The organism is Allobosea sp. UC22_33, assembly GCF_042700715.1.
Classification (GTDB): domain Bacteria; phylum Pseudomonadota; class Alphaproteobacteria; order Rhizobiales; family Beijerinckiaceae; genus Allobosea.
The window spans coordinates 221,712-239,117 of sequence record NZ_CP170556.1 but is presented as its reverse complement, the minus strand read 5'-3'; the positions used below and the strand labels follow the sequence as shown (position 1 = coordinate 239,117).

The following is a 17,406-nucleotide window of genomic DNA, read 5'->3' as shown; positions in this document are numbered from 1 at the left end:
GACCGGCAGCCGGCGAGGCAGCCTGCTAGAACTCGATCCCCAGCTGCGCCTTCACGCCGGCCGCAAAGTGATGCTTCACCAGCGTCATCTCGGTGACGAGATCGGCCGCCTCGATCAGCTCCGGCTTGGCATTGCGGCCCGTGACCACGACGTGCAGGTCAGGCCTGCGGGCAGACAGTGTCGCGACGACCTCCGCGAGCGGCAGGTAATCGTAGCGCAGGGCGATGTTGAGCTCGTCCAGCACCAGCAATCTGATCTCCGGATCGGCCATCAGCTCCCTGGCCTTGGCGAAGGCGCGCTCGGCGGCGGCGATGTCGCGGGCCTTGTCCTGCGTCTCCCAGGTGAAGCCCTCGCCCATGCTGTGCCAGCTCACCTGATCGCCAAAGGCTTCGAGCGCCCGACGCTCGCCGGTCGACCAGGCGCCCTTGATGAACTGCACCACGCCGATGCGCCAGCCATGGCCGAGCGCGCGCAGGATCAGCCCGAAAGCCGCGGTCGACTTGCCCTTGCCGGGGCCGGTATTGACGATGAGAAGGCCCTTCTCGACCGTCTTGGAGGCGACCTCGGCGTCCTGCACCGCCTTGCGCTTCTCCATCTTCGCCTTGTGGCGGGCGGCGTCATCGGTATCGGTCATCACTTCGCTCGTGTCACTTCACCTGCATCGGCAATCCGGCGACCATGAAGACCACGCGGCCGGCGCGCGCGGCAAGCGCCTGATGCAATCGTCCAGCCTCGTCGCGGAAGCGGCGGGCGAGCGCATTATCCGGCACGATGCCGAGGCCGACCTCGTTGCCGACCAGCACGAGCGGGCCAAAAACCCGCTCACAGGTAGAGATGAGAGCCGTCGTGGCAGCGACGGTGTCGCGCTCGGCCAGGATGAGGTTGGTCAGCCAAAGCGTCAGGCAATCGACGAGAACCGGCCGACCGGCGGGCATCGCAGCGATCGCCTCGGGAAGGTCGAGCGGAGCATCGACCGTATCCCAGCCGGACGGCCTGCGCGCGCGGTGCGTGGCGATCCGCTCCCGCATCTCGTCGTCATAGGCCTGAGCGGTGGCGATATAGGCCCAGGGCGCGGGCAGCGTTTCGATCAGCCCTTCGGCATAGCGGCTCTTGCCCGAGCGCGCGCCGCCCAGGACGAGGGTGAGATGACGCATTTCCCGAGGCATACCATTCGCCATGTTCCCGAGCCCCATCGCGCGAAACGCCGCTACGCGGCTCTCCGAGATCAAGGTTCGCAAGGAGTGGAGCGTCTGCATTGCACAGCAGCACGACGAAGGCTAATGATCGTCGCTGACGGTGCCTCCGCGAGGAGGTGAAAAGGGAACGCGGTGCGGGCTTGCTTTGCCCAATGCCGCGGCTGCCCCCGCAACTGTAAGCGGATGTCCTTCGCCATCGGCCACTGGAGCGCTCGCTCCGGGAAGGCGGCAAAGGGCGCGAAGTCCGCGAGCCAGGAGACCTGCCGTCGACCCGCAGAGATCCAACCGGCTGCCGGCGGGGCGGCCACGGAGAACGCATATGAACACCGTTTCGGTTTCCACCCCCAAACTCAGCGTTTCGGAACGCGTCAAGGCGGTTACCGCCGCGCTCGTGATCGGCATCGCGCTGATCTACACGACCGGCTTCGCGGCCTCGACCGACGTCCACAACGCCGCGCACGATACCCGCCACGGCCTCGCCTTTCCCTGCCACTGAGGGAAAGCACCCATGGTCACGCGTGTTCTCACGGTCAGCATTCTGGCCGGGCTTCTGGCTGGCTTGATCGTCGCCGCCCTGCAGAATGTCACCACCACCCCGCTGATCCTCAAGGCCGAGACCTATGAGGCGGCGCTCGCGCTGAAAGCGCCGACGCTCGCCGCCTTCGACGGCGAGGCGAAACTCATCCTGGCGCATGGCCCGGCCGGCGATGCGCCCGGCCACGACCATGCCGAATGGAAGCCGCAGGATGGCCTCCAGCGGACGCTCTTCACCAGCGCCGTGACGATCGCGACCGCGATCGGCTTCGCAGGCTTGCTGCTCGCCGGCATGATCGCGGCCGGTGACAGGATCGACCAGCGCAGCGCGCTCGTCTGGGGTGCCTGCGGCTTTCTCGCGCTCGGGCTCGCGCCGGCGATGGGACTGGCTCCCGAACTGCCGGGCGCTGCCTCCGCTGCATTGGAGCAGCGCCAGCTCTGGTGGCTCTGGACCGCCATCGCCACCGCGATCGGACTGTTCCTGTTCCTGCGCTTCGAGCAGCCCTGGCTCAAGCTTGTGGCCATCGTCCTGATCCTGCTGCCGCATGTCGTCGGCGCCCCGCACCCGGCCGCGCCGGAGAGCAAGGTTCCGGCCGAGGTCGCCGCGCATTTCGCGTCGCTCTCGCTCGGCATCCAGGCCGCGCTCTGGCTCGCCACTGCCTTCATGGTCGGCGTGCTCTGGCCCTGGGCGAGCCGCCGGGCCGCTGAAGCCTGAGGCAAGCCATGTCCGAGGGCGACCTCACCATCCATGTCTGCACGGCCTGCCGCCGCGCCCGCGCCGATCTCCCGGAGGGTTACGACCAACCGGGACTGGCGCTGGCCGAGCGCCTCGCCGCGCAGCTCGCAGCCAAGGGCAGCACGATCCCCGTGCTGCCCGTCGAATGCCTCGCCGTCTGCAAGCGGCCCTGCACCATCGCGCTAAGCGCCGATGGCAAATGGACCTATCTGATCGGCGATCTCGACACCGACACCCATCTCGACGAGATCGTCGGCGCGGCGGAGGCCTATGCCGCCAGCGCCAACGGCATCGTTCCCTGGAAAGAGCGGCCCCAGTCCTTCCGCAAGGGCGTGGTCGCGCGCGTGCCGCCTTTGCCGGCGCGCCAGCAAGGATGACATCATGAACGCTCCGCAGAATACGAACCTGGGCAAGGTCCCTTGCACGATCATCACCGGCTTCCTCGGCGCCGGGAAGACGACGCTGGTGCGCCATCTCCTCGAGAACGCGCAGGGCAAGAAGCTCGCCGTGCTCGTCAACGAGTTCGGCGATCTCGGCTTCGACGGCGAATTCCTGAAGGGCTGCGGCATCGCCGGCTGCAGCGACGAGGACGTGGTCGAGCTGCCGAACGGCTGCATCTGCTGCACCGTCGCCGATGATTTCGTGCCGGCGCTGGAAAAGCTGCTCAACCGGCCGAACCCGCCCGAGCACATCCTGATCGAGACCTCCGGCCTCGCCCTGCCGAAGCCGCTGGTCCAGGCCTTCAACTGGCCGGCGATCCGCTCGCGGGTCACCGTCGACGGCGTCATCGCGGTGGTCGACGGCCCGGCGGTGGCCGAGGGCCAGTTCGCCGATGATCCCGAGGCGCTTGCCGCGCAGAAGGCTGCCGACGCCTCGGTCGATCACGACAACCCGCTGGAAGAGGTGTTTGAGGACCAGATCCTCTGCGCCGACCTGATCCTGCTCAACAAGAGCGATCTCGTCGACGAGGCCGGCCGCGCCCGCGTCAAGGCCGAGATCGCCGAGCATCTGCCCAAGGCGATCAAGATCGTCGAGACCTCCCATGGCAAGGTCGAGCCGGCGCTGATCGTCGGCCTCGGTGCCGCTGCCGAGAGCGATCTCGCCGCCCGCCCCTCGCATCACGGCGAGGGCGAGCATGACCACGACCATGACGATTTCGACTCGGTCGCCGTCCCGCTCCCGGCCGGCTTGTCACCCGAGGAGCTCACGGCGCGCGTCGCCAGGGCGGCCGAGGCCGAGGGCGTGCTGCGGCTGAAGGGCTTCACCGCCGTGCCGGGCAAGCCGATGCGGCTCGTCGTGCAGGGCGTGGGCCGGCGCGTCGGCCATCACTTCGACCGGGCCTGGGGCGCGAGCGAAGCGCGCGACGGGCGCCTCACCGTGATCGGCCTCAAGGGCTTCGATCTCAAGGCCGTGGAAGCGGCTCTCGCGGGGGCGTAACATCGGCCGATGCACCTTCTCCCAACCAGCGAGATCAGGCTCGACGACGGCGAAGACGCAGTCGATCTCGCCCTGCCGCCGGGAGATGTGCTCGTCCTGTCCTTCACCGACAGCGACCTTTCGGCGCTGGCGGCGGCGGCCCGTACGCATGCGGAACCTTTGTCGTCATGGTCGGGCGCGTCCCGACCATCCACGTCTCCTTTCGGCGAGGACGATGCTCAAGGCGTGGATGCTCGCCACAAGGGCGAGCATGACGGACGAAGCCTATCCGTCCGCCTCGCGCCGCTCCGACGCTTGAAGCACCCGCTCTCGGTCGATTTCCTGATCGAGAAGACGGCGGCGCAATGCCGCTTCGTGCTGCTGCGCTGCCTCGGCGGGCTCGACTATTGGCGCTATGGCATTGAGCAGTTCGGCATCGCCTGTCGCGAGCGGGGCATTCCGCTCGCGATCCTGCCCGGCGACGAGCGCGACGATCCCCGGCTCGGCGAGCATGCCACGGTGCCGGCTGAATTCGCGGACGAGCTGCTGGCCTATTTTCAGGCCGGTGGCGGCGCCGAGAACATGCGGCGATTGCTGGGGCGGATAAGGCTTTATCTGACAGAGATTCAACCCTCATCCGACCCGGCTTCGCCGGGCCACCTTCTCCCCCAAGGGGAGAAGAACGAAGCGGGTCGCTTTGCTCCCCTCCCACTCCCATCATTCTTCGCGCTCGGCCCCAGCGACACTCCCCTGCCCTGGCGCGAGGCGCTCGCCGCACTGCCCCCCGACAAGCCGCTCGTCCCGATCCTGCTTTATCGCTCCGGCGTCGCGGCTGGCGACACCGCCATGGGCGAAGCCATCGCGACCACGCTCGCATCGCGCGGCCTCGCCGCGCTCCCGCTCGCGTTGACCAGCCTCAAGGACCCCGCCGTTACGGCCGAGCTCGCCGCGCTGATCGCGACACGCAAGCCGGCGCTGATCGTCACCACCACCGCCTTCTCCGCCCGCGAAGGCGGTGATTTCGTGCTCGACGGCGCCGATTGCCCGATCCTGCAAGCCGTGCCGGTCGGCAGCCCACGCGAGGCCTGGGAAGCCTCGCCGCGCGGCCTCTCCGCCGCCGATCTCGCGATGCAGGTCGCCCTGCCGGAATTCGATGGACGGATCGGCGCCGTTCCCGTGGCTTTTAAGGCGGACGAGACCGATCCGGCTACCGGCCTTTCCCTACGTCGACTGGTGCCCAACCCCGAGGGGATCAATGCGCTCGCCGACCTGACGGAGGGCTGGATCACGCTCGCGCGGAAGCCCGTGGCCGAGCGAAAACTGGCGCTGGTGATGTCGGATTATCCCGCCCGTGGCGGTCGCGCCGGCTTCGCCGTCGGGCTCGATACGCCGGCGAGCGTGACGGCGATCCGCGCATTGCTGGCGGAGGCGGGGTATGAGGTCCGCGCCTCCACCGACACCTTCTCGCCGGTCATCCCGGGCGACCAAAGGGAGACCCGGGATCCATGCCTGAACCTTTCCGAGCGGCGTTCCGGCATGGATCCCGGATCGGCGCCGCTGACGCGGCTTGTCCGGGATGACGATGAGGGAATGACAGAGGGGGCCTTGCTGATGGCTTCTCTCACCGCAGGACCGACAAGCCTCAGCATTCCGCTTTCAGCCTACCGGGATTGGCTCGGCACGATCCCTGCTTCCGCCCGCGAGGCCCTGCTCGTCGCCCATGGCGCACCCGCAGCCGACCCGGCCTGCCGCGAGGGCGCTTTCCACTTCCGCGCAGTGCGCTACGGCCATCTCACCATCGCCCTGCAGCCGTCGCGCGATGCAACGCCGGACCGCAAGGCCCGCTATCACGACCCCGACGCACCGCCTGGCCATGGCTATCTCGCCTTCTACCTCGCGCTGCGTGAGACGGAGGCCATCGACGCGCTGATCCATCTCGGCACGCACGGCACGACCGAATGGCTCCCCGGCAAGGCAGTCGCGCTCTCGAGCGGCTGCTGGCCGCGCCTCGCTGTCGGCGGGCTGCCGGTGATCTACCCCTATGTCGTCGACGATCCCGGCGAGGCGGCGCCCGCCAAGCGGCGGCTCTCCGCCGTCACGCTCGGCCATCTGCCGCCGCCTTTGGCCGAAACGGAAGCCGCGGGCGAAACCGCCCTGCTGCGCGATCTCGTCGAAGAATTCTCGCAGGCGCAGGTGCTCGACCCGCGCCGCGCCGACATCGTCGCCGCTGAAATCCGTGCCCGCGCCGAGGCAAGCGGGCTTGCCGCCTCCTGCGGCGTGGCAGCCGACACCGAGATGAACGAGGCGCTGACGCGGCTCGACGCGCATCTCTGCGACATCGCCGAACTGCCATTCCGCGACGGGTTGCACATCTTCGGCCAGTCCGAGATCGACCCTGTCTCCGCCCGCAACGAGCGCGAGAACCTGCTGCGCGCACTCGACGGCCGCTTCGTGCCGCCCGGCCCCGCCGGCTCGCCGCATCGCGGCCGACCGGATGTGCTACCGACCGGGCGCAATCTGTCGACGCTCGACCCGCGCGCGATCCCGACACGCGCCGCCACCCGGCTCGGCAAGCTCGCGGCGCAGGCCGTGGTCTCGCGCCATCTGCAGGATCACGGCGATTATCCCCGCCGGATCGTGATGGATCTCTGGGCTTCGCCGACGCTGCGCTCCGGCGGCGAGGATATCGCCCATACCCTGGCGCTGATGGGCGTCGAGCCGCTCTGGGACAGCGCCTGGACCCGCGTCACCGGCTTCAGCATCGTGCCGCAGCCGAAGCTGGCGTTTCCACGCCTCGATGTGACCGTGCGCATCTCCGGCACCTTCCGCGACACGTTTCCGGGGCAGATCGCGCTGATCGACCAGGCGGCACGGGCCGTCGCTGCGCTGGACGAGCCGGACGGCTGGAACGAGCCCGCCGCGGCCCGCCGTCGCGGCGAGCATGGCGCCCGCATCTTCGGCGCCGCACCCGGCCGCTACGGCGCGGCCATGGCCGACCGCGCGCTCGACGGCGACTGGACGCACCGCGAAGAACTCGGCGCTGCCTATCTCGCGGCCTCCGACCATGCCTATGGCGGCCCGGAAGGCGTGGCCACGGCCGATGCCGGCTTCGCCGGGCGCATCAAGGCTTCCAACGCGTTCATCCATGTCAGCGACACCGCCGGGCGCGACATCCTCGAAGCCAGCAGCGCCGCGGATGTCATCGGCGGGCTCGCGGCGGCGGCAAAGGCGCTCGGCGCCGATCCGGCGCTCTACAGCCTCGACAGTTCGAACCCGGAAGCGCCGAAAGCCCGCACGTTGGCCGAGGATATCGCCCGCATCGTCCATGGCCGCCTGACGCATCCACGCTGGATCGCCGGCCAGCTCGCCCATGGCTGGCGCGGTGCGGCGGAACTGGCCGAAGCGGTCGATACGCTCTTCGTCTTCGCGGCGAGCACGGATGCCGTCGCGGACGGGCTCTTCGATGCGGTGTTCCAGGCCTATTGCGCCGATCCGCAGGTCTGGGCGGCACTGGAAGCTGCCAATGCGCCCGCTGCCGCTTCGATCCGCTCACGATTGGCGGAGGCTGCGCGACGCGGGCTCTGGACCAGCCGCCGCAATTCCGTGGGGGCCTTCCTGGCGCGGGAGGCAGCGGAATGAGCGCCCTTCCCAAGGACGCATTGCGGCGCGGCTGGTGCCCGAGCGCGCTGCGGCCGATGGAGACCGGCGACGGCTGGCTCGTGCGCCTGCATCCGCCTGGCGCCAGTCTGACGCCCACGCAATTGCGGCGGATCGCAGCACTGGCGGTCGAGCATGGCAACGGGCTGATCGAGATTTCCGCCCGCGCCAATCTGCAGATCCGTGGCGTGACGGCCGAGAGCCATCCGAACCTGGTCGAACGGCTTCTGACGGAGCGTCTCGTCGACGAGCATGATGGCGACGGCCCGCAACGCGTAACGCTGGTCTCGCCGTTGGCGGGCCTCGACCGGGGCGTCATGCTCGGGCTCGACCCGAGCATCTCGGGACGAGAAGGCGCCGCTTTCGGCAAGAGCTTCTCAGGTCGGCGCCCTGCGCCCCCCGAGAATGACGGCACGGGTGGCCTCGTCGATGCCATTGACCTTGCGGATGACATCGAACGAAGAGCCCGCGCCATCGCCGGCCTGCCGGCCAAGCTTGGCGTCGTCGTGGATCACGGCGGCCCGCAGGCACTGGATGAATTCCCCTGCGACATCCGACTCGTCGGCATCACGCCCGGGCATGTGGCCTTGTGCCTCGGCGATCGCCTCTGGCGTGGCCCGGTTGCCGAGGCGGAAGCGGCTGCGGCGGTCGAAACCGCGCTGCGCCGCTTCGCGACGTTGCGCAAAGCCGCGCCTGAGCGCATCCGCCGCCTGCGCGACCTTTCGCTCGAAGCCCTGGCGAGCTTGAGCGCGTTGCCCGAAGCCAGCGCTCCGACACCACGCATACCGCCCCGGCGTGCCGGGCGCTTCGCCCTCGACGACGACCGTTTCGTCGCGCTTGTCGGCCTGCCTTTGGGGCGCTGCGATGCTGCGGTGCTCGACAGGCTCGGCGCCGGGACCGCGGCGAGCGCGGCCGATATCCGGCTTTCGCCCTGGAGAGGCCTCGCCTTCCGCGATCTCGACCGCGCCGAAGCCGAGAGCCTGCTGGCGCTCGCCGACGATCTCGGCCTGATCACGCGCGACGACGATCCGCGCCTCTCCGTGCAGGCCTGTGCCGGCAGCCCCGCCTGCACCCGCGCCGAAGCGCCGGCCATGGTGGATGCAGCCGTGCTCGCCGAAGCTGCCGCCGACCTGCTGGCGGGAGGCGCGACGCTGCATGTCTCCGGTTGCATCAAGGCCTGCGCCCATCCGGCGGCTGCCGACCTGACGCTGGTCGGGAGAGAGGGGCGCTACGACGTCGTGCCTGGCGGGACGACGCGGGACAAGCCGGTCGCGACGCTTGACCTTTCGGCGCTGCTCACGCGATTGCAGCCCGGACAGGATATTCACGCCCGGCTGAAGGCCGCGCGTTCAGCGGGATCGCAGGGTTGAGCAAGGCATACGACTACATCCAAGACGGCGCGGCGATCTACGCGCGCTCCTTCGCCATCATCCGCGTTGAGGCCGATCTCGCCCGCTTCAGCGGCGCAGCCGAGCGCGTCGTCGTGCGCATGATCCATGCCTGCGGCATGACCGACCTGCCTGATGACGTCGAGATGTCAGCCGGTTTCGCGGAGACCGCGCAGGCCGCCCTCAGGAACGGCGCCCCGATCCTCTGCGACGCCAAGATGGTCGCCAACGGCGTAACCCGTGCCCGCCTGCCGGCGAATAACGAAGTCCTTTGCACGCTCGACGATCCGCAGGTTCCGGCGCTGGCGGCCGAGATGGGCACGACGCGTTCCGCCGCCGCGATGGAGCTCTGGAAGCCCTGGCTCGCCGGCGCCATCGTGGTCATCGGCAATGCGCCGACCTCGCTGTTCCGTTTGCTCGAGATGCTCGATGCCGGCGCGCCAAAGCCCGCTGCTGTGATCGGCATCCCCGTCGGCTTCGTCGGCGCCGCGGAATCGAAGGAAGCGCTGGCTAAGGACGGGCGCGCGCCCTTCGTCGTCGTGCATGGGCGCCGCGGCGGCTCGGCCATGGCGGCGGCGGCCGTCAATGCGCTGGCGCAGGACAAGGAATAGGCGATGAGCGGGACGCAGAAGACCCTGCTCTACGGCGTCGGCCTCGGTCCCGGCGCGCCGGACCTGATGACGGTCAGGGCACGCGAAATCATCACCACGGCCGACCGTCTCGTGCATTTCTGCAAGCGCGGCCGGCGCGGCAATGCCCGCGGCACGGCGGACGCGATCATCGCGCCCGATCCGGCCCGCGAGATCGAGCTCGCCTTCCCGGTGACGGTGGAGGCCAGCGTCGGCGACCCCGATTATGATGGGCCGATCGCGGCCTTCTACGAGGAAGCCGCCGAGCGGCTGGCCGTGGAGATGCAGGCCGGGCGGACGCTCGCCGTGCTCTGCGACGGCGATCCGTTCTTCTACGGCTCCTTCATGCATCTGTGGCGACGGCTCTCGCAGCGTTTCCCGACCGAGGTCGTGCCCGGCGTCACCGGCATGACCGGCGCCTGGGGCGAGGCCGGCGCGCCGATCACCTGGGGCGACGACGTGATGACCGTGCTGCCCGGCACGCTGCCGGAAGCCGAGCTGACGCGCCGCTTGGCGGATACCGACGCCGCCGTGATCATGAAGCTCGGCCGCAACCTGCCGAAGGTGCGCCGCGCGCTTGTCGCTGCCGGGCTGGAAGGGCGCGCGATCTATGTCGAGCGCGCCACCATGGCGCGGCAGGTCGTGGCGCGTCTCGTCGACAAGGCCGATGACGAGGCGCCCTATTTCGCGATGGTGCTGGTGCCCGGAGAGGGGCGGCGCCTGTGACGGGCTCGCTCACCATCGTCGGGCTTGGGCCGGGTACACCGGAGTGGATTACGCCGGCGGCGCAGGCTACTCTCGATGCCGCGACAGACATCGTCGGCTACGGCCCCTATGTCGACCGGGTTCCCGAGCGGGCCGGACTGACCAAGCACGCCTCGGACAACCGCGTCGAGGTCGAGCGCGCCTCGCATGCCCTGCGACTGGCAGCGGAGGGCCGCAGGGTTGCGGTGGTATCCGGTGGCGACCCCGGTGTCTTCGCGATGGCGGCGGCGGTGTTCGAGGCGCTAGAGGCAGGCCCCGCCGAATGGCGTTCCCTTCCGATCACGGTCGAGCCCGGCATCACCGCAATGCTGGCGGCGGCGGCGCGGGCCGGCGCCCCGCTCGGCGGGGATTTCTGCGCGATCTCACTCTCCGACAATCTCAAGCCCTGGGAGGTCGTGACCGCGCGGCTCGAAGCGGTGCTCGCCGCCGATCTGGTGATCTGCCTGTACAACCCGATCTCGAAGGCGCGGCCCTGGCAGCTCGGCAAGGCGCTGGAACTGGCGGCGCAGCATCGCGAGGCGACGACGCCGGTGCTCTTCGCCCGCGCGGTCGGGCGGCCGGACGAGAACCTGCGCATCCTGACGCTGGCCGAAGCCATAGTCGCAGCGAGCACCGCCGACATGGCGACGCTGGTGATGATCGGGGCGTCGAGCACGCGCCTGATCGCGCGCGAGGGTGCGGCGCCTTACGTCTACACGCCGCGTTCGGTCGCGAAGATGCCCTGCGCCACCAGCCAGGGCAGGACCTGATCGATATGATCGACGGTCTCGACATCGGGCTTGGGCGGGCGCTCGACCATCACCACCGGCAGGGAGAGCCGGCGCGCTGCCACGAGCTTGCCGACCGTCGCCGGCCCGCCGGAATTCTTGCTGACGAGGATCTCGACGCCCTCGCGGCGCATCAGATCCTCCTCGTCATCGGCATCGAAGGGGCCGCGCTGCTGGATGACGTCAACATGCGGCACCGGCAAACGGTCGCCGATCGGCTCGATCGCCCGCACGAGATAGCGATGCTGGGGAGCGTCGGCGAAGGCCGGCAGCTCAAGGCGCCCGACCGTCAGGAAGACGCGCCGCGGCTCGTCGCCCAGCGCCTGCGCGGCAGCCTCGATATCTTGTACGGATTTCCAACGGTCGCCGGGACGCGGCTTCCAGGAATCGCGGCGAATCGCCAGCAGCGGCACGCCTTCCGCCTTGCAGGCATGTTCGGCATGGAAGGGCATGATCGCGGCGAAGGGATGGGTCGCATCGACGACAGCGACGATGCCTTCCTCGACCAGATAGCGCCTCAAGCCCTCGACGCCACCGAAGCCGCCGGTGCGGACCGGCAGATTGGTCGGGCGGGGATCGACGGTATGGCCCGCCAGCGAGATAATGGCACGGATATCGGGAGCCTGATCAGCCAGGTGCTGGTCAAGCGCAGCAGCTTCAGTCGTTCCGCCGAGGATGAGGACGGTCATGGCCACAGTTTCGCGTGAAATGGAGGCTCTGTCGAGCCAAGAGACGCCGGCGCCCTGGCTCGCGCTGATCGGTCTCGGGGAGGACGGGGCCGCAGGGCTCTGCCGGGAGGCGCTGGCTGCTCTGAACGAGGCCGAGATCGTCTTCGGCGGCGAACGGCATATCGCGCTGGTCGGCTCCGTGCCCGGCGAATTGCGGCCCTGGCCGCAGCCCTTCCGCAACGCTCTGCCACAGATCCTCAGGGAGCGCGGCCGCAAGGTCTGCGTGCTCGCAACGAGCGATCCGTTCCATTACGGCATCGGCAACAGCATCAGCCGGGCTATCCCGGCCGAGGAAATGCGGATCATTCCGCAGCTCTCCTCCTTCTCGATGGCCTGCACGCGGATGCGCTGGCCGCAGGAGGAATGCGCGCTGGTCTCGCTGCACGGCCGCACGCTCTACCGGATCGTGCCGCATCTCCAGCCCGAGGCCCGCATCCTCGCCCTGTCCTGGGACGAGACGACGCCGCGGGCCGTCGCCGAGCTCCTGACCGCACGCGGCATGGGCGCGAGTCGGATCGTGGTGATGGAATCGCTCGGCGGGCCGCAGGAGCGCATCCGCGCATGCCGCGCCGATGCATTCGACCTGAACGACATCGTGCCGCTCAACCTGATCGCGGTCGAGGTCGCTTCCACCCGCGATTTCCCGCATCCTGCCACTGGCGCCTGGGCTCGACGAGGAGTGGTTCGCCCATGACGGGCAGATCACCAAGTCCGAAATTCGCGCGATCACGATCTCGGCGCTCGCCCCGCGCGGTGGCGAACTGCTCTGGGATGTCGGGGCGGGCTCCGGCTCGGTCGCTGTCGAATGGTGCCAGCGCCATCTGCGCAACCGCGCCATCGCCTTCGAGGCCAAGCCGGAACGGGCCGAGCGGATCAGGCGCAACAAGCTGGAACTCGGCGGACTCTCCGTCGAAGTAGTCGGCGAGGCGCCGGCCGGCTTTGTCGGACGCGAGGCGCCGGACGCCGTCTTCATCGGCGGCGGCCTGACCGAGGACGGCCTGTTCGACGCCGCCTGGGCCGCGTTGAAGCCGGGCGGGCGCCTCGTCGCCAATGTCGTGACGATCGAGGGCGAGGCGAAGCTCGCCGCGCTCCATGCCGAGCATGGCGGTTCGCTGCGCCGCATCTCGATCGACCGGCTCGCGCCTGTCGGCGGCAAGCATGGCTGGCGCCCGGCCATGCCGGTGACGCAATGGCGGGTCGAGAAGCCTTGAGCGCGGGCCGCCTCGTCGCCGGCATCGGCATCCGGCCCGGAACGGAAGCCGCCGATATCCTCGCCTGCCTCGATCAGGCGCTGGCGAGCGCCGGGCTTGCCGGCGCGCCGACGCCACGCTTCGCCACGCTGGCGAGCCGCGTCGCGGAAGCCGGCATGATCGCGGCAGCCACCGAACGTGCGGCCGAGCTCGTCGCCATTCCCGACGAGGCGCTGAAGGGTTTCGAGGCGGCCTGCGCGACGCGCTCGACACGGATCGCCTCGCTCTATGGCGTCGGCTCGGTGGCGGAGGCCGCGGCTCTGGCTGCGGCAGGTCCGGGCGGCGAACTGGTGCAGCCGCGCATCGCAACCGCGCGCGTCACCTGCGCGCTCGCCAGAAGCCTCGCATGACCATCCATTTCATCGGCGCCGGCCCCGGCGCGCCCGATCTGATCACGCTGCGCGGTCGCGACCTGATCGCGGCTTCGCCTGTGTGCCTCTATGCGGGCTCGCTGATCCCCAAGGCGATGCTCGACTGGTGCCCGCCCGGCGCGCGCATCGTCGATACCGCCCCGCTCGATCTCGATGCGATCATCGCCGAGATGGAGGCCTCGCATCGCGCCGGGCAGGACGTGGCGCGCCTGCATTCCGGCGACCTTTCGATCTGGAGCGCCTGCGGCGAACAGATGCGCCGGCTCGACCGGGCAGGCATTGCCTATACGGTGACGCCGGGCGTTCCGGCCTTTGCCGCCGCAGCTGCCGTGCTGAAGCGCGAACTCACCTTGCCGGGCGTCGCTCAATCGCTGGTGCTGACGCGCACCTCCGGCCGCGCCTCGGCCATGCCGGAAAAAGAGAAGCTCGCGACCTTCGCCGCTTCCGGCGCGACGCTTGCCATCCATCTCTCGATCCATGTCGTCGAGCAGGTCGTGGCGGAATTGACGCCGTTCTACGGCGCCGATTGCCCGGTCGCGGTCGTGTTCCGCGCGACATGGCCTGACGAGACCGTGCTGCAGGGCAGGCTCGCCGATATCGCCGGGAAAGTCCGGGCGAGCGAACTCGAACGCACGGCGCTGATCCTCGTCGGGCCGGCAATGGCGGCCGATGATTTCGACGAAAGCGCGCTCTATTCGATCGATTACGACCGCCGCTTCCGGCCGCGGGGCGGGCCATGAGCGCGCGCGGGCTGCTCATCGCCGCGCCGCGCTCCGGCTCCGGCAAGACCACGATCACGCTCGGATTGCAGCGCGCGATGACGCGGCGCGGGTTGACCGTGCGCGGCCTGAAATGCGGGCCGGATTATATCGACCCGGCCTTCCATGCCGCCGCGACGGGAGCGCCCAGCGCCAATCTCGACAGCTACGCGATGACGGACGGCCTGCTCGGCCGGATCGCCAGCGAAGCCGCTGACGCCGCCGACATCGTCATCGCCGAGGGCTCGATGGGGCTGTTCGACGCCGTACCGGGACCGGAGGGACATACCGGCGCCGGCGCCGATATCGCGGCGCTGACGGGCTGGCCGGTCGTGCTCGTCATCGATGTTTCCGGGGCGGCGCAATCGGTGGCCGCGGTGGCGCTCGGCTGCAAGCTCTACGATCCGCGCATCCGCGTCGTCGGCGTGATCCTCAACAAGGTCGCCAGTGCCCGGCATGAACGACTGGTGCGGCAGGGCATGGACCGTATCGGCCTGCCCGTGCTGGGCGCCTTGCCGCGCGAGGCGAGCCTGATCCTGCCCGAGCGCCATCTCGGGCTGGTCCAGGCCGGCGAGACAGCCGACCTGCACGCAAGGCTCGATGCGCTGGCGGAAGCTGTCTCGAAGACCATCGATCTCGATGCCGTGATGGCTGCTGCCGGCGCCACGACGCTCCTGACGACGGCTGGCGATGCGACCCCGCCCCTGCCCGCGCCGGGCCGGCGGATCGCCATCGCCCGCGATGCCGCCTTCTCCTTCGTCTATCCGCATGTCGAGGCGGGCTGGCGCGCGGCGGGCGCGGAACTGGTGCCGTTCTCGCCGCTGAAGGACGAGGCCCCGCCAGAGGCTTGCGACGCCTGCTGGCTGCCGGGCGGCTATCCAGAACTGCATGCGGGCACGATCGCGGCGGCAAGCCGTTTCCTCGACGGGCTCCGGTCTTTCGCCTCGACCCGGCCAGTGCATGGCGAGTGCGGCGGCTACATGGTGCTCGGGCGCACGCTGACCGATGCCGATGGGGTCGCCCATGCCATGGCTGGCCTGCTCTCGGTCGAGACCTCCTTCGCCAAGCGGAAGATGAATCTCGGTTATCGCCGGGCGGTTCTGGAGGCGGATGGCCCGCTCGGACCGGCGGGCTCGGCGCTGACCGGGCATGAATTCCACTATGCCAGCATCGTCGCGCAGGGCGAGGACCCGGCCTTCGCCGTGGTGACCGATCCCCATGGCTCGGCGCCTGTACCAGCCGGCAGCCGGCGCGGACTGGTCACAGGCTCGTTCTTCCACGCCATCGCCACGGCGGGGTCGGCGTGAGCGAGCCGCCGGTCTTCGACGAAGGCTTTGCCCGGCAGTTCGAGGAGCTGCTGCGCTGGCGGCGCGATGTCCGGCGATTCAAGCGCGATGCGGTCCCGGTCGAACTGATCGAGATGCTGCTGGCGCAGACCAGTCTCTCTCCTTCCGTCGGGCATGCGCAGCCCTGGCGCTGGATTCCCGTTGCGGAGCCGGCGCAGCGCGCTGCCGTGCAGGAGAGCTTCGGCCGCTGCAATGCGGATGCGCTCGCGTCCTATGAGGGCGAGCGCGCGGCCCTCTATGCCCGCCTGAAGCTCGAAGGCCTGCGGGAGGCACCCGTGCAGTTCGCGGTGTTCTGCGACCACGGCACCGGGCGCGGCCATGGGCTGGGCCGGCGGACCATGCCGGAGATGCTGGATTACTCGGTGGTCGCTGCGATCACCCAGTTCTGGCTCTCGGCGCGTATCCATGGGCTCGGCGTCGGCTGGGTCTCGATCCTCGACCCCGACGAGATCGCCAAGACCCTTGAGACACCGCCTGAGTGGAAGCTCGTCGCCTATCTCTGTGTCGGCTGGCCGGAGGAGGAAGGCGACGTGCCCGAGCTGGTCAGGGCTGGCTGGGAGCGCGGCTGAGCGTCAGCCCGGCGAGATCGCGCCGCAGACCAAAAGCGGTGAGCACCGCCAAAATGGCGAGGATTGCGACGAGCCAGGCGGCAGCCGCCCAGCCGATGCCGGAGATCACCAGTCCGACCACGGCCGGGCCCAGGACCTGACCGAGATTGCTGCCCTGCATCAGGAGCCCGATGCTGGCCGGCACCAGATTGGGACGGGGGGCGAGCGCGGCAGCCGTCGAGAGCAGGGTCGCGGGGATGAAGCCGCCCGCCGTCGCGAACAAGATGCCGGATACGAAAGCGCCCGCCGGCGGCAAGAGCGGCAGGAAGACGAAAACCGCCGCGAGCCCCATCGCCAGGCTGGCGCCAGCAAGGACCGCGAGCCGTGGCACGCCACGGGCCAGCAGCATGCCGGCGATCAGGTTGCCGACGATGTTGCCCGCCGTCGCGAGGCCGCTCAACAGGCCTGCGACCGCCAGGGAACTCTGCATCCGCTCGATCAGCAGGACGGGCAGGAAGCTGAGTACGGCGAAGAACATCATGGCGTAGAGCGCGAAGCACAGAGCCAGAAGCATCGGCCCGCGCGTCCGGAACATGTTGCCCGCATCGGCGGCGAGCTGCCGCCAGGATACAGCCGCGCCGGCGGCCGAAGCCGGTACTCTCAGCGCGACCGACGCACCGGCCACCAGCGCGAAGCCCGCTCCCGCCAGCCAGATCGCGCGCCAGCCGCCGAAAAGCGGTCCGAGCAGCATCGCCAGCGCCATGCCCGCCGGCATGAAGCAGCTCCATAGCGCCATCGCGATCTCCCGGTCGCGCTCGCCGACGCAGCGGCGCAGCAAAGCCGGGCCGGAAACGCTGACCATCAGGAACCCCGAACCCTCGACGACACGGCAGGCCAGCAGGAGACCGAGGCCGGAGGTCATCGCTCCAAGCGCGCTGCCGATTGCGAGCAGGGTGAGGCCGAACAGCAGGATCCTCCGGTCACCGAAGCGTGTCGCCAGCGCGCCGACCGGCACGCCGCCGAACAGGCCGAGCACCGCGAAGATCGAGCTGACCCAGCCGAGGACGGCGAGATCGCGCCCCGTCTCCGTTTGCAGCAGCGGGATCGCGATCGCGGCCTTGCCGATCTGGAGCGAGGCGGCAATGCCCGCCGCGACAACCAGCACAACCACCCACCAGTCCGTTACGGCGCCTGCCACGCGCCTGGCCGTTCCATCGATCTTGTGCAAGCCGCGTCACCTCGTTGCCGGGCCTTCTGATGCACCTTCGGGTCAATCGACAGAAGTGAGATAATTCTCATCGAAATGATCTATGAGAT

Annotated in this window: 17 protein-coding genes, 1 pseudogene and 1 riboswitch; of the genes and pseudogenes, 14 read left to right on the top strand and 4 right to left on the bottom strand. The window is 69.6% G+C overall.

All coding sequences use genetic code 11. The features are described 5' to 3' along the window. Positions 1–25 precede the first annotated feature (25 nt). Both cobO and cobU read right to left on the bottom strand, forming a co-directional pair. Positions 26–634, bottom strand: a complete 609-nt coding sequence (gene cobO, locus ACFJGT_RS01145) for a cob(I)yrinic acid a,c-diamide adenosyltransferase (RefSeq protein ID WP_377844993.1) — start codon at positions 632–634, stop codon at positions 26–28. Positions 635–647: 13 nt separating this feature from the next. Continuing rightward, the gene (gene cobU / locus ACFJGT_RS01140; RefSeq protein ID WP_377844991.1) at positions 648–1,154 is read right to left on the bottom strand and encodes a bifunctional adenosylcobinamide kinase/adenosylcobinamide-phosphate guanylyltransferase; all 507 of its coding nucleotides are present in this window, start codon (positions 1,152–1,154) and stop codon (positions 648–650) included. 123 nt (positions 1,155–1,277) lie between these two features. Beyond that, positions 1,278–1,479: riboswitch (cobalamin riboswitch) on the top strand. A gap of 36 nt (positions 1,480–1,515) precedes the next feature. Between cobU and ACFJGT_RS01135 the strand changes: the two genes are divergently transcribed. The 9 genes from ACFJGT_RS01135 to cobJ are packed head-to-tail and all read left to right on the top strand — an operon-like array spanning position 1,516 to position 11,070. Beyond that, positions 1,516–1,692, top strand: coding sequence for a CbtB domain-containing protein (locus ACFJGT_RS01135; protein WP_377844989.1), 177 nt, complete (start codon positions 1,516–1,518; stop codon positions 1,690–1,692). 12 nt (positions 1,693–1,704) lie between these two features. After that, on the top strand, positions 1,705–2,445 hold the full coding sequence (locus tag ACFJGT_RS01130) for a CbtA family protein (protein ID WP_377844987.1): 741 nt from the start codon (positions 1,705–1,707) through the stop codon (positions 2,443–2,445). Positions 2,446–2,453: 8 nt separating this feature from the next. Then, positions 2,454–2,843 carry a DUF1636 domain-containing protein gene (locus ACFJGT_RS01125; RefSeq protein WP_336814002.1) on the top strand — a complete coding sequence of 130 codons (390 nt, stop codon included), beginning with the start codon at positions 2,454–2,456 and terminating at the stop codon, positions 2,841–2,843. 4 nt (positions 2,844–2,847) lie between these two features. Beyond that, positions 2,848–3,903, top strand: a complete 1,056-nt coding sequence (gene cobW / locus ACFJGT_RS01120; RefSeq protein ID WP_377844984.1) for a cobalamin biosynthesis protein CobW — start codon at positions 2,848–2,850, stop codon at positions 3,901–3,903. Positions 3,904–3,912: 9 nt separating this feature from the next. Continuing rightward, on the top strand, positions 3,913–7,521 hold the full coding sequence (gene cobN / locus ACFJGT_RS01115) for a cobaltochelatase subunit CobN (protein ID WP_377844981.1): 3,609 nt from the start codon (positions 3,913–3,915) through the stop codon (positions 7,519–7,521). Beyond that, complete coding sequence (locus ACFJGT_RS01110) at positions 7,518–8,909, top strand: precorrin-3B synthase (RefSeq protein ID WP_377844978.1); 1,392 nt, start codon at positions 7,518–7,520, stop codon at positions 8,907–8,909. The genes cobN and ACFJGT_RS01110 overlap by 4 nt, the downstream gene beginning before the upstream one ends. After that, positions 8,906–9,538, top strand: a complete 633-nt coding sequence (locus ACFJGT_RS01105) for a precorrin-8X methylmutase (RefSeq protein ID WP_377844976.1) — start codon at positions 8,906–8,908, stop codon at positions 9,536–9,538. Before ACFJGT_RS01110 ends, ACFJGT_RS01105 begins: the two co-directional genes overlap by 4 nt. Before the next feature lie 3 nt (positions 9,539–9,541). Next, positions 9,542–10,282, top strand: coding sequence for a precorrin-2 C(20)-methyltransferase (locus tag ACFJGT_RS01100; protein ID WP_377844974.1), 741 nt, complete (start codon positions 9,542–9,544; stop codon positions 10,280–10,282). Further along, positions 10,279–11,070, top strand: coding sequence for a precorrin-3B C(17)-methyltransferase (gene cobJ / locus ACFJGT_RS01095; protein WP_377844972.1), 792 nt, complete (start codon positions 10,279–10,281; stop codon positions 11,068–11,070). The genes ACFJGT_RS01100 and cobJ overlap by 4 nt, the downstream gene beginning before the upstream one ends. Here cobJ and ACFJGT_RS01090 read toward each other — a convergent pair. Beyond that, the gene (locus tag ACFJGT_RS01090) at positions 11,013–11,777 is read right to left on the bottom strand and encodes a cobalt-precorrin-6A reductase (RefSeq protein ID WP_377844970.1); all 765 of its coding nucleotides are present in this window, start codon (positions 11,775–11,777) and stop codon (positions 11,013–11,015) included. The two genes, cobJ and ACFJGT_RS01090, sit on opposite strands and share 58 nt — an antisense overlap. A gap of 19 nt (positions 11,778–11,796) precedes the next feature. Between ACFJGT_RS01090 and cbiE the strand changes: the two are divergent. The 5 genes and pseudogenes from cbiE to bluB all read left to right on the top strand — a co-directional run bounded on the left by cbiE (position 11,797) and on the right by bluB (position 16,110). Then, a pseudogene (gene cbiE, locus ACFJGT_RS01085) lies at positions 11,797–13,027 on the top strand (precorrin-6y C5,15-methyltransferase (decarboxylating) subunit CbiE). Next, positions 13,024–13,416, top strand: coding sequence for a cobalamin biosynthesis protein (locus ACFJGT_RS01080; protein ID WP_377844968.1), 393 nt, complete (start codon positions 13,024–13,026; stop codon positions 13,414–13,416). Before cbiE ends, ACFJGT_RS01080 begins: the two are co-directional and overlap by 4 nt. Then, positions 13,413–14,177, top strand: a complete 765-nt coding sequence (gene cobM, locus ACFJGT_RS01075; protein ID WP_377844966.1) for a precorrin-4 C(11)-methyltransferase — start codon at positions 13,413–13,415, stop codon at positions 14,175–14,177. Before ACFJGT_RS01080 ends, cobM begins: the two co-directional genes overlap by 4 nt. Beyond that, on the top strand, positions 14,174–15,502 hold the full coding sequence (locus tag ACFJGT_RS01070; protein ID WP_377844964.1) for a cobyrinate a,c-diamide synthase: 1,329 nt from the start codon (positions 14,174–14,176) through the stop codon (positions 15,500–15,502). Before cobM ends, ACFJGT_RS01070 begins: the two co-directional genes overlap by 4 nt. Further along, entirely contained in the window at positions 15,499–16,110 is a 612-nt protein-coding gene (gene bluB, locus ACFJGT_RS01065; protein ID WP_377844962.1) for a 5,6-dimethylbenzimidazole synthase, read from the top strand. Before ACFJGT_RS01070 ends, bluB begins: the two co-directional genes overlap by 4 nt. On the opposite strand, the gene ACFJGT_RS01060 is transcribed toward bluB, so the two are convergent. Beyond that, complete coding sequence (locus ACFJGT_RS01060; RefSeq protein WP_377844959.1) at positions 16,085–17,317, bottom strand: CynX/NimT family MFS transporter; 1,233 nt, start codon at positions 17,315–17,317, stop codon at positions 16,085–16,087. The two genes, bluB and ACFJGT_RS01060, sit on opposite strands and share 26 nt — an antisense overlap. Positions 17,318–17,406 lie beyond the last annotated feature (89 nt).